The organism is Parabacteroides sp. APC149_11_2_Y6, from assembly GCF_054506995.1.
This window is the reverse complement of record NZ_CP173709.1, coordinates 3899700-3912646: the sequence shown is the minus strand read 5'-3', so window position 1 is coordinate 3912646 and position 12947 is coordinate 3899700. Positions and strand designations below refer to the sequence as shown.

Sequence of the window (12947 nt, the reverse complement as noted above, 5' to 3'; positions counted from 1 at the left end):
TTTTTAGGTTATTAATCGATATACAGATAATCGTAATGTATCAACGGCTTTATGTCGCGTTTTCCGATTAATCCGGTAGCTTCGCGGCTGTCGTATCCGGCACAACCGACGCCAATCTGTGTACCGTCTTCGTTGATAATCTTTACAATATCATCTTTTTCAAAGTCGCCGGCTATACGGGTAACACCAACCAACAGGATACTGGTTGCTTTTGGTCCCAGCAAGGCTTCTTCAGCCCCTTTGTTGATATGTATTTCTCCTTTGGCAAAACCTTCGGAATGTGCAATCCATTTTTTGACACTGCTGACCGGTTTAGCCGAATGGCGAAAACGTGTACAGACTGTTTTGCTGTCTTTTACAAGAAGTTCCGGTAGAATATTTTCTTTTTTACCGTTTGCGATAATAACAGCAATTCCTTCGTCCGCCACTTTTTGTGCAATATTACATTTTGTCAGCATACCACCTCTTCCGAATGAAGATTTGCCGGTTTGTACATATTCGGACAAATCTTCTTTTCCCCCGTCTATTTCGCGTATAACAGCAGATGAGGGGTCAGCAGGATTGCCATTATATATTCCGTCTATATTGCTCAATATAATCAGTGCATCCATTCCCATCATAGTTGCAATTAACCCGGATAACTCGTCATTGTCGGTGAACATTAATTCTGTAACCGAAATCGTGTCGTTTTCGTTCACGATAGGAATGACTTTATTTTCAAGCATCACCTCCATACAGTGTTTCTGGTTGAGATAATGGGTACGGCTGCCGAAATTTTCTTTCGTAGTAAGAACCTGTCCGCAAGCGATTTTATGTTCGCGGAATAATTCAAAGTAACGGTTTATCAATTTAGCTTGTCCAACGGCAGAATAAAGTTGGCGTGCGGAAACTGGGTCTAATTTTCTGTTTGGTTTTACTTCGCTGCGCCCGGATGCTACTGCTCCGGATGATATTAAGATTACTTCTACACCATGTCTGTGAAGCTCTGCAACCTGGTCGACCAAAGCCGACATCCGGGTAATATCCAGTGTGCCGTCTTTTCGGGTAAGTACGTTACTCCCTATTTTTACTGCTATTTTTGTAAACTGATAAGCCATATTTGTGATACTTTAATTCACAAATATAATTATTTAAATCGAAATGTCAGCCAATATAAAGAATGTCTTAATAAAGGGAAAAACATCCTGCATGTTTTTAATAAGCAGGTTGAAAACCATCATAAGTTCATTATAGAGAATGATTCTTGTGGGAGTTGCGTCAACCTCTCGCTTGACGGCGTGTCAATCATCTGGCTAACGTTACTTCAATCACTCAGTTGACGTTGTGTCAGACGAGGCCTTGAAACGATGTCAGATTATACACTGAAGCCGTGTCAGACTTGGCTCTGACACGGCTCCGTTAAATAAACAATTGCTTGTAATTCTTATTTATTGTCTTTATCCCGAATTTCCACACGGCGGATTTTCCCGCTGATTGTCTTTGGCAATTCGTCTACAAATTCGACTACGCGGGGATATTTGTAAGGAGCAGTAACCCGTTTCACATGGTCCTGGAGTTCCTTAACCAGTTCGTTTCCTGCTTTGTCTTTATAATCTTTGGCAAGTACGATTGTCGCTTTTACGACCTGCCCGCGTATTTCATCCGGAACACCGGTGATGGCGCATTCAACAACAGCCGGGTGAGTCATCAAGGCACTTTCCACTTCAAATGGTCCGATACGGTAGCCTGAACTTTTGATAACATCATCCGCACGGCCTACGAACCACAGGTAACCGTCTTCATCACGCCATGCAACGTCGCCGGTATAATATAATCCGTCATGCCATGCTTCGTGGGTACGTTCGGCATCACGATAATATTCTTTGAATAAACCAATCGGTTTGCCGCCGGTTGTATGGATAACGATTTGACCTTGTTCCCCGTCTTCAGCACGGGAGCCGTCCGGACGTAACAAGTCGACATCATATTGAGGATTGGGAACCCCCATGGAACCCGGTTTCGGTTCCATCCAAGGGAAAGTCGCTACGGTCAGAGTCGTTTCTGTCTGCCCGAACCCTTCCATCAGTTTGATGCCGGTCAGTTTATAAAACGTATCGAATACAGCAGGGTTCAATGCTTCTCCTGCAATTGTACAGTATTGTAAAGATGAAAGGTCGTATTTGCTGATGTCTTCTTTGATGAGGAAACGGAAAATGGTTGGAGGTGCGCATAAAGACGTAATCCGGTAATCCTGTATCATTTGTAGCATATCGGCAGGCGTAAACTTCTCGTGGTCGTATACGAAAACAGTAGCGCCGGCAATCCATTGTCCATATAGTTTTCCCCATACGGCTTTTCCCCATCCGGTATCGGCAATTGTAAGGTGCAGGCTGTCTTTATGCAGGTTATGCCAGAAACTTCCGGTTACGATATGTCCTAAAGGATAGGTGAAGTCGTGAGCCACCATTTTGGGATTCCCTGTAGTCCCTGATGTGAAGTACATTAATGAAATATCATCATTGCTGTTTGGATGCGAAGGGCGTACAAAAGGAGCAGCATTTTCAATTCCTTTATGAAAATCTTCAAATCCTTCGGGATATTGCGGTCCGACCGAAACGACAGTCTTAATTGATGGAGAATCCGGTAATGCGTCGGTAATGTGTTTGTCTATCACTTCTTCGCCTGCACAAACAATCATCTTTATATCTGCCGCATTGGCACGGTATACAATATCTTTCTTCGTGAGCAGGTGGGTTGCGGGGATTACTACAGCCCCTAATTTATGGAGCGCTATGATAGAGAACCAGAACTCGTACCGGCGTTTCAATATAAGCATTACCATATCGCCGTGCCCGATACCAAGTGATTGGAAATAAGAGGCGGTCTGGTCTGTATATTTTTTTAAATCGGCAAATGTAAAGTCGATATGTTCTCCCTGGTCATTGGTCCAGCAGAGTGCTTTTTTGTCCGGTTCTTCGGCAGCCCAGGCGTCTACCACATCATATCCGAAGTTGAAGTTCTCCGGTACTTTGATTTTGAAATTCTTTATGAAATCTTCCTGCGACGTAAAAGTCGTTTGTTCTATAAATCGTTCTAACATTTTTCTTGTATTATAAAATTATAGCCAGGAAACTCACTTTTTCTCCATCCAGGGCTTTCATGCCGTGGGGCAATTCGGAGTTGAAATAGATACTGTCTCCTTCTTCCAATATAAGTTCTTTATTATTTATCTGTATGAGCATCCTGCCTTTCAGTACGAGATTATATTCCTGTCCGGGATGGGAATTCAAATAGATAGGGGCATTTTCATCATTAGGATGAACGGTTACCATGAATGGGTCGGCCTTACGACTGGCAAAGCCGGCGGCCAATGACTGGTATTTATATGCTTTTGTCCGTTCAACGGCAATGCCTTTGCCTTTGCGGGTGATAAAATAACTGCTCATTTTGGGTTCGTCTCCGAACATCAACGTGGTTAATTCTACTCCATAAGCCTGTGAAATCTGATGTAGCACGCTTACTGAAATATCTACAGTACCACTTTCCAGCTTCAGATACTGTTCGGGAGTCAGGTTACACACCTGGGCTATTTCTTCCGGCGTTATTTCCAACGCGTCTCGAAGACCGGCCAAACGCTCCGCTATTTGTTTTATCTGTTCGTTCATCTTCTTGATTATTATATTTAAGATGCGCCAAAGATAAAAATAAAAAGCAAAATGACTAAGAAAAGAGAAAAGGAATGTTAGAATGAAACTTTTGAGGGGATAAATGCCGCAAATATCTGGATGAAATTCCTAAGTGTGAAGTTTTTAAATAAACTAAATGTATATATTTGCAGTTATATTGTAAAAAGTAATAGTTATGGGGAATATATTGCAAGAGTTTAAGCAGTTTGCCATGCGCGGTAATGTAATCGACATGGCTGTGGGTATCATCATCGGTGGTGCTTTTGGGAAGATTGTTTCTTCTGTAGTAGGTGATTTGATAATGCCGGCTGTCGGTTTACTGGTAGGCGGTGTTAACTTTACTGACTTAAAAATTGTACTGAAACAGGCTGTTATGGAAGGGGATAAAGTAGTAACTCCTGCCGTTTCTATTAATTATGGTAATTTTTTGCAAGTGACTTTTGATTTTATCATTGTAGCATTTGCTATTTTTATGCTGGTGAAAGCTATCAATTCGTTGAATCGTAAGAAAGAAGAGGCTCCGGCAGCTCCGGCTCCGCCTCCAGCGGATGTACAATTGCTTACCGAGATTCGGGATTTGCTGAAAGAGAAAGAATAATCCATAGTAAAAAGGATGTCATAAAATGGCATCCTTTTTTATATGGGATGACTATTTGTTTATATTTGCAACTATCAAAAAACCTATGTAATACTTACCGATATGATAAAGACTTTATTACTCCCTCTTATTTCGATATGTATGTTTGTGTCCTGCGGTTCGACCAGGTTGATGAATGAGTGGAATGCAGATAAAAACATGCAAAAGGTAAAAATAGGCATGACGAAAGATGAAATAATTTCCCATATGGGGCAGACATATAAAGTTATGGAAGCACGGGAAACTCCAGACGAGTACATAGAAGTGCTTGGCTATGTAGATGCCCAGGAGGGTATTTACCGGCTTCGACTTATAAATGAAAAACTGACAGAATGGGATTACATCCTTCCCCCGGCCCACCGGTACAAGGATAATGGTACAAAAGACTAATTTAGTATGCCCGGATTTCCAAGTCGTTTTCTGTCATCAGGAATGTTCCGTAACTATTCAAAATCATTAAATAACCGGCTATCAGGTAGGTTTACGATCCAGATATTGCTCTTTGAATATGTTGAAACATAAAATGAAGATAGAAATCAGTAACGGCCCGAATATAATCCCCATAAAACCGAATAGGGACAGTCCGATAATAACCCCGAAGATTGTGATAAGAGGATGAATATCCGCCATCTTTTTTTGCAGGACAAAACGAACCAGATTATCGATATTGGTTATGATGACAAGTGCATAAACAGTTAATCCTAACGCGTTAATCCAGTCTCCTGTCAAGGCCATATAGAGTGCCAAAGGTGCCCATATTAATGCCGTTCCGACAATTGGAATAATAGTCGCCAAACAGGTAAGGAAACCGAATAGGAAGGGACTGGGGACATTGAATATCCAATATCCGAGTAATGCAATTAATCCCTGGATAACAGCCAACAACGGAATACCTATGGCGTTGGAGGTTACGATCAGATTAATTTCTCTCAGGACATGGTTTTTATTCGCTTCGCTGAAAGGAAGAATGCTGTAGAAGTATTGTTCCATTTTTCTTCCGCCTATCAGCATAAAGTATAAAATTAAAATTAAGACTGCCACATTAAAGGCAAAACCGCTGATACCGCCCATCAGTGTTTGTCCGATTTTGGGTAAAGTCGATACGGCAGACATTATATTGGATGTATCTAACACATCGAAACCTGTATGTGCTTTCACTAATGAAGCGATGTGCTCGGCTGATTTTATCAGTTCCGTAGGATTGAGGTTGATGTTTTGCAATTTATTAATCAGTAGCCAAATAGCTAATGTCAATGGAATAAGAAAGCATAATATTGTTTCAAGTAACAGGAGAAGTGCGACCAGGCTTGGCCGCCAATTCTTCTGCTCTGTCAGATAAAACATTTGCTTTCTGACTAATACATAAATAGTAAAAGCACCCAATATGCCCCCTAAAAAAGGAGCGGATTCTATGAATAAGGTAATACCCAGCATGATAAGGATTGTGACAAGAGAGTATTTCCAGTATTTTTCTTTTTCGCCCATGTTGTTCTTCTGATGTTTTTAATTGTTCTTGTATAATAATAACAAAAAGAACAGATGCTTGTTTATCTCACAATCCTGTTTTCTACAACTTTATTTGCTGGCTTTCAACCCCCGTATTACAGAAGAAGTAAAACCGGAAAGTTCCATTTCATTCAACCCTTTAATGGTGATACCTCCCGGAGTTGTTACTTTGTCGATTTCCATTTCAGGATTGCTTTTATTTTCCAATAGCAGGTCTACGGCTCCTTTTACTGTGTGTACTACTATTTCCTGTGCCTGTTTAGGATAAAAACCTAATTCAACCCCTCCTTCAATGGCTGCACGAATATAGCGTAGAGCGAAAGCAATACCGCTGGAAGCTAATGCTGTACCGGCTGCCATTAACCGTTCTTCCACCAGCATGGCATTACCCAGTTCATTAAATATCCGTATAACTAAGTCAATTTGTTCCGGCGAGGCATTCCGGGCGGCAACAAAAGTCATGCTGCTTAATACTTCAATAGCTGTATTAGGCATGATACGGAAAATAGTAGGGGTAACGAAGCAGTCGTCGAATCCCATATTTTTAGTCAGGTAGGTTTCCAATGTGTCGAATGTAATGCCTGCAGCCACAGATACAATAATCTGTTTGTCGTAGTTCAGTTCCCCTTTGATTTGGTCGATAACTTCTTCCACACGCCAGGGCTTAACTGCTATAATAATGATATCAGCGTTTTTAACAGCCTCTACATTATCCAGAGATGTGATAAAGTCGGGATTAACGGCTTTTACTTTATCCAAACTCTCCTGAGTGTGGAATGTACATGTGATATCAGAGGCTTTAAAAATATGTCCTTTTGCTAATCCGCGGGCAATTGCTCCACCTATATTACCTGTTCCTATAATTGTAATTTTCATAAAAACGCTTTTTAATATATCATTTATTAAATTATTTCGTCCTAATAGGCAACAAATGTAAATAAAATAATCGTATCTCTGGATTGCTTTTGTATCTTTGCTGTCAGATTGCTAAACTAAAAATAAAACGAGATGAAGAAACTTTTACTGCCTGTTTTAATGCTGGCTTGCACACTCACTACAGTTGGTGCACAGGATAACGGAGAGTATGTATTTACTCCTGTTAAAGAATTAAAGATTACCCCAGTGAAAAATCAAAGCCGTACTGGTACTTGCTGGTGTTTTTCAACAATGAGTTTTTTGGAATCTGAATTGTTACGCCAGGGAAAAGGCGAATACGATTTGTCCGAAATGTTTATTGTAAGTCATTCTTATAAAGATAAAGCTGATAAGTTTGTTCGTTTACATGGTAAATTGAACTTTGCACAGGGAGGTTCTTTTGAAGATGTATTATATGCCTGGAAACATTACGGGATTGTTCCGGAAAGTGTAATGACCGGTTTGCAGTATGGCGAAGAACAGCATGCACACAGTGAAATGGAAGGTGCTGCAACGGCTTATGTAAATGCAATCATTAAAAATTCGAACGGTAAACTTTCTCCTGTCTGGAAAAAAGGTTTTGACGGCATTATCGATGCTTATCTGGGAGAACTTCCTGAAACATTTACATATAATGGAAAGGAATATACTCCGATGAGTTTTGCAAAGGAATTAGGTGTTAATGCGGACGATTATGTTTCTTTGACTTCATATACCCATCATCCGTTCTATTCTAAATTCGCAATTGAAGTAGAAGATAACTGGCGTTGGGCAGACTCTTACAATTTGCCGTTGAATGAATTCATGGAAGTATTTGATAATGCGATCAACAATGGCTATTCTATTGCATGGGGTTCGGATGTCAGCGAAAAAGGTTTTACACGTAACGGTGTAGCTGTGGTCCCGGATATTAAAACGATGGAAACAGCGGGTTCGGATCAGGACAGATGGGTAGGATTAAGCCGTGCGGAAAAAGATGCGGAAATCAGAAAGATGCTCGAAAAACCTTGCAAAGAATTAACAATCACTCAGGAAATGCGTCAGAAAGATTATGACAACTATCAGACTACTGACGACCATGGTATGCATATTTATGGTATTGCAAAAGATCAGACCGGTAAGAAATTCTATATGGTAAAGAATTCTTGGGGTACAGATAATAAATACAAAGGAACATGGTATGCTTCAGAAGCATTTGTGGCTTATAAGACTATGAATATCGTTGTTCATAAAGATGCGCTGCCTAAAGCAATTAAAGCTAAATTAGGTATTAAGTAAGAAATAAGAACAAAACGAAATAAAGAAGAGGCTCCCCTGAATAGATTGAGGGAGCCTCTTTGAGTTTATACAAAGATGTGTTTAAGAGGTTTGGTTACTGAACTAATTTTAGCGTATAATTAAGGTCGGAGGCGGCTTGTTGCAAATCTTGATTTAATAAGGTAAGGTTATCTCCTTCTGCCAGGAAGTAAAAAACAGTACTTCCATCACTCGGTATCATTTCATAAACGATCGCTTCGGCGTTTTGAGGAGTTCCCTTTTTGATAGCTCTTTTACCGGTTGATGAAAAAGTTTTATCTTTTCCATTTTCGGCTTCCAGATAAGTAGCGTCTAATTCATATACACCACCGTCCGGTCCGTCCTGCTGATAATAAAGAGTCAAATCATAAACGATGCCGGGACCGTCTGCTGCCGGAATAGTACCTTTATATTTCTTTTGTATAATGGCACCTTTTTTCGGATCGGTTTTCAGTGAGTCGCGCATATTGACAGGTTTTGCAGGTTTCTCTTTCACTTCCGGTAAAACAGGAGCTTCAACCTGAACAGGTATAGCTGCGACTTCCACACTTTCTTCTTCTACCTCTACGGGGACTTGCTTGTTGGCTTTCCCGCTACATGCAGCCAAAAATCCCAATGCGGCTACTGCAATAAGATACTTTTTCATTATTTCTGCTTTTTGTTTAGTTATTTTTGAAACTTTGGAGATATAACAAGAGTCCCCCTGCATTTTGTTTTGCAGAGGGACTCTTTTAACAAATCGAATAGATATATTCTGTTATTGACCGGCAGTGTCAGTCGTATTAAACAAATAATCAGCAGGAATGGTTGAGGCTTCTCCATTGCGTTTGGCAAAATAATGAGGAGACATAATCTCAATCCCGGCTTCGTTAAAGACATCTTGTATGCTTTGATGTAAATCCGAATAAATTTTTCCTAACTGGTCGGCATTCTTTACATATGCATTTAATTGATAGCAGGGATAATAATCCTGCAATTCCGTTTCCAATACAAAAGGTTTCGGGTCTGCTAAAACATCCGGGGTGATACGGGCTGCATTAATAAGTAATTGATGTACCTGCCGCCAGGGAATATCGTAACCGATAGAGACAGTCGTATGGATAATTAATCCGTATTGGCGGGCAGAAGCGCTGTAATTAACCGTATGTGAAGACATAATAAAGGAATTTGGAATTGTAACGACTTCATTTTTAGGCGTGCGCAGTCTGGTTACAAACGGGGTTTTTTCAACCACATTTCCTGTTGTTTCATTTAGTTTGATATGGTCGCCCAATTTAAACGGGCGCATATAGGTTATAACTAAACCTGCAATAATATTCCCGATCACAGTACTTGATCCCAATGAAATAATCAATCCGACAAATACGGAAATTCCCTGAAAAACTCCGGAATCAGATCCCGGTAAATAGGGGTAAATCATCGCAATCATAAAAGCGTATAGTAAAAAGCGTATGATATTAAATGTCGGTTGTGCCCAGTCCGGATAAAATCCGGTTATTTTCAGTTTCTCGTTTTCAATTTCATTGGCAATATATTGTATTCCTTTTATAATATATTTGATACAGTAATAAATGACGAGGATAATAAACAGGTTCGGGATATACTCCGCAATGGATTTGAGAACCATTTTAACAGGGTCGATTATATACAGGAAAATTTTAAGTGCAAGTTTTTCCGTCTGTGGAAAAATAGCGAATAGCATGGGGACGCTGAATGTAAGCTGTATCAACAAGACAATATAACGAAGGATATTACTGAGGAATATCAATACACGCCCTTGCCTGTGTGTATTCAGGAACTCATAATCGCGGACAATAATCGATTTGAGCTTATTCTGCTTTAACCAGATAATTTGCCGGCGTAATTTGCGGAACAGATAATTGGTCAGGCGAAATAACAGGTATTGGATGACAAGAACCAAAATAAACAATGCAGCCCGTTTGGCGATTTCCTGTAGGCTGTTTTCTTTTTTTAATTCATTGATTTTATTTTGGAGAATAGGGACGTACTGGTTGGCTAAATCGAAACGTGTCGTGTTCTGCCATAATGCATCCTGGTCTGTAATACTCACAATTACTTTGTCTCCGTACATGACATCAACATAGTATTCACTTTCGAATGCATAGACTGAGTCTGTACTCAAACTTTTACTTTTACCTATTTTAAGAACAATATTGTTGATACTTTCAGCCCGGTCGTGAGGGGAATGCCCTCCTCGTTTGGCATATAAAGTGAAAAGCGTATCGTTATCTACAATAACAGGGACTCCGGAGGTAAGGCTTCTCAAGGAGTCTATGCGGTGGCGTTGCTCTTCTCTTTTTAATGAATCGGCGGTGGCATTAAGGTTTTTGGCGTTGTCCAATTCTGCTCGTAAAACAATTTCATTCAGTTTCATTTCCTGAATTTGCAAAGCCAACTCTTCCATATGGATAGAATCTTGCCGGAGTTTATCCTCCGGCAAGATATTTTCAGAGACAGGAGACTGAAGCGTATCCTTTGTCGTTTCATTAATAGCTGTGTGAATTATTTTTTCAGCTTTATCAATCAGTTGTGCATTCGATTGAATATGGGTAAAGAAAATTCCCGACAAAATCAGGATGTACGCGGTTAGGTGTCTCATGTCTGTATGAAATTAATTGTAATTGTATCTATTTGCCTCCGGCAGGAAGATGCTCCATCCAGTATTTAGCCATCGTTTTACGAAGGTGTAAAGTGGTTCCCTGACCTTCATAAATACCATGGCTGCGCATTGGATAACTGATTTGAGAAAACATCTTTCCATACTTAACCAGCTCGTTAACCAATAGTTCACAATTCTGGTAATGCACGTTATCGTCTCCCGTACCGTGAATTAATAGCAGGTTTCCTTTTAATCCCTGTGCATAAGTGATAGGAGAACCTTTCCGGTAACCATCCGGGTTATTCTGGGGAGTATTCATATAACGTTCCTGGTAAATCGTATCGTAAGTACGTTGGTCGGCAACAAAAGCAATTGCAATTCCGGTACAAAATACATCCGGATAACGGAACATGGAGTTCAATGTCTGGCTACCGCCACCACTCCATCCGGTAATACCGATTCGGGTCGGGTCGATAAACGGATACCGCCGTGCCATATCTAAAACGCCACGAGCCTGGTCTTCGGATGCAAATGTCCCAACTTCACCGTAAATACATTTTCTCCATTCGCGTCCGCGTGGCGCTTTTGCTCCACGGTTTTCTATGCTGACAACGATATATCCCAAATTGGCAATATACTGGTTCCATAAATCACCGCCCCCCCATACGTCTTGTACGGTTGCACTACCCGGCTCTCCGTATACTTCCACAATTACCGGATATTTTTTAGAGGCATCGAAGTTTGCCGGTTTAATCATCCAGGCATCCAGTTCCAAATCACCGGAAGTCACTTTTACAAATTCTTTCGGATTCAGTCCCAAAGCGGCATATTGCTCTTTTGCCCGGGTATTTTCTTCAATCATGCGTACAGACTGGTGTTTCGGAAATGAAACCATGTCTATAACAGAAGGAGTACCGGCGTTGCTGTAAGTATGTACCGCCCATTTTCCGGTGGGAGACATGTTATAGCGGTGTTGGCCCGGTTCTTCAGCCGGACTTAGGCGTTGTACTTCTCCTTTTCCAAACAGTTTGGCACTGTAAAGATAGCGTTGTGTGAAATTATCGGGAGAGGCGATAAAGTAAGCTAATCCTTTCTGCAAATCAGTTCCTACCGGTTCAATGTAATCGAAATCGCCTTTGGTGATCGGTTGGATATCTTTTCCGTCACGACTGACACGATACAGGTGCCTCCATCCACTCCGTTCGCTTTCCCAAGTGAAATATTGATTGTTTTTCAGCCAGGTGATATGGTCGTTTGTTTCAAGCCAGGCTGCATCCTTATCTGTAAAAATATTTACAGGGGTAGCGCTTCCGATTGTGGCAATCCATACCTTATTCGTATTTTGAGGACGGTTTAGTTGCTGGATGAATAGTTCGTTGCTTTCCGGAATAAACTCCATACGGGGGATGTAGTTGTTTCGCGTATCTCCCGGAATATGAATCCATGTAGTTGTTCCTCCTGCAGCAGGGAGATACCCTACTTTTACGGCAGAGTTGGTTGTTCCGGCTTTCGGATATGGAAAATGTAGAATAGTAGGATAGATGGAATCTACATTATTGATAATATCGAAAACTCCTGTTCCTTTTGTGTCACTTTGCCAATAGGCGATATAATTTCCGTCGGGACTCCAGCGGAAACCGTCGCGGCAATTAAATTCTTCTTCATAAACCCAGTCGAATGTACCGTTTACAATCGTCTCACTGCCATCGTGAGTAAGCTGTGTGATTTTACCGGATTGAATATCTTCAACGTAGATGTTATTATTGGAAACATAGGCAACACGTGTACCGTCCGGTGAGAATTTGGCAAACATCAGGCTGGCTTCCGGCAGGCTTTTCCCCAATTGACGGAGTGTGCCGTCTTTTAAAGTAAGCACCCAATAGTCACCTTTCGTGTCGTATCTCCATACACGGCGGGTGTTATTGTAAACCAGTACTTTTCCGTTGTCAGCGCTCCATGAAATGCTGCGGATGGAAATAGGCTTGCCTGTTTCTTTATTTATAAACATGGAGGAGGGGATAATGACTTCCCGCTTGTTGTCTTTAGCGTGGTAGGCAACAATATCGATTCCTCCGGTTTGTTCGTTACGCTCCATGCGGCTGTAGCGTTCTCCGTCTTTCAGCCAGGTCATGGCTCCCATACCTTTTGTTTGGATAAGTTGGCCGTATACAACTTTTTCAAGATCCAGCGTTTGCTGTGCAACGCATAAACCTCCCCAAAGGAACAGGGAGGCAGTGGCAATAATGAGTTTTTTCAATTTCATTACAGTAATAGCATTTATTTGTTATGATGACACAAATAACGCAAT

The 12947-nt window shown here is 41.0% G+C and carries 11 protein-coding genes; 3 read left to right on the top strand and 8 right to left on the bottom strand.

The features are described from left to right. Window positions 1-11 precede the first annotated feature (11 nt). The 3 genes from proB to ACGE0T_RS16245 form a co-directional block, all read right to left on the bottom strand. Entirely contained in the window at window positions 12-1097 is a 1086-nt protein-coding gene (proB, locus tag ACGE0T_RS16255; protein ID WP_459187648.1) for a glutamate 5-kinase, read from the bottom strand. A gap of 326 nt (window positions 1098-1423) precedes the next feature. Further along, window positions 1424-3079 (bottom strand): AMP-binding protein, encoded by a 1656-nt coding sequence (locus tag ACGE0T_RS16250; protein WP_459187647.1) that lies wholly within the window; start codon window positions 3077-3079, stop codon window positions 1424-1426. A gap of 10 nt (window positions 3080-3089) precedes the next feature. Then, window positions 3090-3644 (bottom strand): helix-turn-helix domain-containing protein, encoded by a 555-nt coding sequence (locus ACGE0T_RS16245; RefSeq protein ID WP_459187646.1) that lies wholly within the window; start codon window positions 3642-3644, stop codon window positions 3090-3092. Window positions 3645-3840: 196 nt separating this feature from the next. Between ACGE0T_RS16245 and mscL the strand changes: the two genes are divergently transcribed. Continuing rightward, window positions 3841-4263 carry a large-conductance mechanosensitive channel protein MscL gene (mscL, locus tag ACGE0T_RS16240; protein WP_459187645.1) on the top strand — a complete coding sequence of 141 codons (423 nt, stop codon included), beginning with the start codon at window positions 3841-3843 and terminating at the stop codon, window positions 4261-4263. 102 nt (window positions 4264-4365) lie between these two features. Beyond that, window positions 4366-4692 (top strand): hypothetical protein, encoded by a 327-nt coding sequence (locus ACGE0T_RS16235; RefSeq protein ID WP_459187644.1) that lies wholly within the window; start codon window positions 4366-4368, stop codon window positions 4690-4692. An 81-nt stretch (window positions 4693-4773) separates the two neighbouring features. Here ACGE0T_RS16235 and ACGE0T_RS16230 read toward each other — a convergent pair whose 3' ends face one another. After that, window positions 4774-5787 carry an AI-2E family transporter gene (locus tag ACGE0T_RS16230; protein ID WP_459187643.1) on the bottom strand — a complete coding sequence of 338 codons (1014 nt, stop codon included), beginning with the start codon at window positions 5785-5787 and terminating at the stop codon, window positions 4774-4776. Between the two features lie 90 nt (window positions 5788-5877). Further along, a complete protein-coding gene (gene proC, locus ACGE0T_RS16225; protein ID WP_459187642.1) occupies window positions 5878-6684 on the bottom strand; it encodes a pyrroline-5-carboxylate reductase in 807 nt (268 codons plus the stop codon). A 132-nt stretch (window positions 6685-6816) separates the two neighbouring features. On the opposite strand from proC, the gene ACGE0T_RS16220 reads away from it, so the two are divergent. Next, entirely contained in the window at window positions 6817-8001 is a 1185-nt protein-coding gene (locus tag ACGE0T_RS16220) for a C1 family peptidase (protein ID WP_459187641.1), read from the top strand. Between the two features lie 94 nt (window positions 8002-8095). On the opposite strand, the gene ACGE0T_RS16215 is transcribed toward ACGE0T_RS16220, so the two are convergent. From ACGE0T_RS16215 to ACGE0T_RS16205, 3 genes are all read right to left on the bottom strand, one after another. Further along, complete coding sequence (locus ACGE0T_RS16215; RefSeq protein WP_459187640.1) at window positions 8096-8665, bottom strand: copper resistance protein NlpE N-terminal domain-containing protein; 570 nt, start codon at window positions 8663-8665, stop codon at window positions 8096-8098. Between the two features lie 111 nt (window positions 8666-8776). Continuing rightward, window positions 8777-10639 (bottom strand): mechanosensitive ion channel family protein, encoded by a 1863-nt coding sequence (locus ACGE0T_RS16210; RefSeq protein WP_459187639.1) that lies wholly within the window; start codon window positions 10637-10639, stop codon window positions 8777-8779. 28 nt (window positions 10640-10667) lie between these two features. Continuing rightward, complete coding sequence (locus ACGE0T_RS16205) at window positions 10668-12902, bottom strand: S9 family peptidase (protein WP_459187638.1); 2235 nt, start codon at window positions 12900-12902, stop codon at window positions 10668-10670. Window positions 12903-12947: the final 45 nt, after the last annotated feature.

Coding starts and splice junctions, on each gene's coding strand:
- proB (WP_459187648.1), bottom strand. CDS start 1,097: ATGGCTTATCAGTTTACAAAAATAGCAGTAAAAATAGGGAGTAACGTA.
- ACGE0T_RS16250 (WP_459187647.1), bottom strand. CDS start 3,079: ATGTTAGAACGATTTATAGAACAAACGACTTTTACGTCGCAGGAAGAT.
- ACGE0T_RS16245 (WP_459187646.1), bottom strand. CDS start 3,644: ATGAACGAACAGATAAAACAAATAGCGGAGCGTTTGGCCGGTCTTCGA.
- mscL (WP_459187645.1), top strand. CDS start 3,841: ATGGGGAATATATTGCAAGAGTTTAAGCAGTTTGCCATGCGCGGTAAT.
- ACGE0T_RS16235 (WP_459187644.1), top strand. CDS start 4,366: ATGATAAAGACTTTATTACTCCCTCTTATTTCGATATGTATGTTTGTG.
- ACGE0T_RS16230 (WP_459187643.1), bottom strand. CDS start 5,787: ATGGGCGAAAAAGAAAAATACTGGAAATACTCTCTTGTCACAATCCTT.
- proC (WP_459187642.1), bottom strand. CDS start 6,684: ATGAAAATTACAATTATAGGAACAGGTAATATAGGTGGAGCAATTGCC.
- ACGE0T_RS16220 (WP_459187641.1), top strand. CDS start 6,817: ATGAAGAAACTTTTACTGCCTGTTTTAATGCTGGCTTGCACACTCACT.
- ACGE0T_RS16215 (WP_459187640.1), bottom strand. CDS start 8,665: ATGAAAAAGTATCTTATTGCAGTAGCCGCATTGGGATTTTTGGCTGCA.
- ACGE0T_RS16210 (WP_459187639.1), bottom strand. CDS start 10,639: ATGAGACACCTAACCGCGTACATCCTGATTTTGTCGGGAATTTTCTTT.
- ACGE0T_RS16205 (WP_459187638.1), bottom strand. CDS start 12,902: ATGAAATTGAAAAAACTCATTATTGCCACTGCCTCCCTGTTCCTTTGG.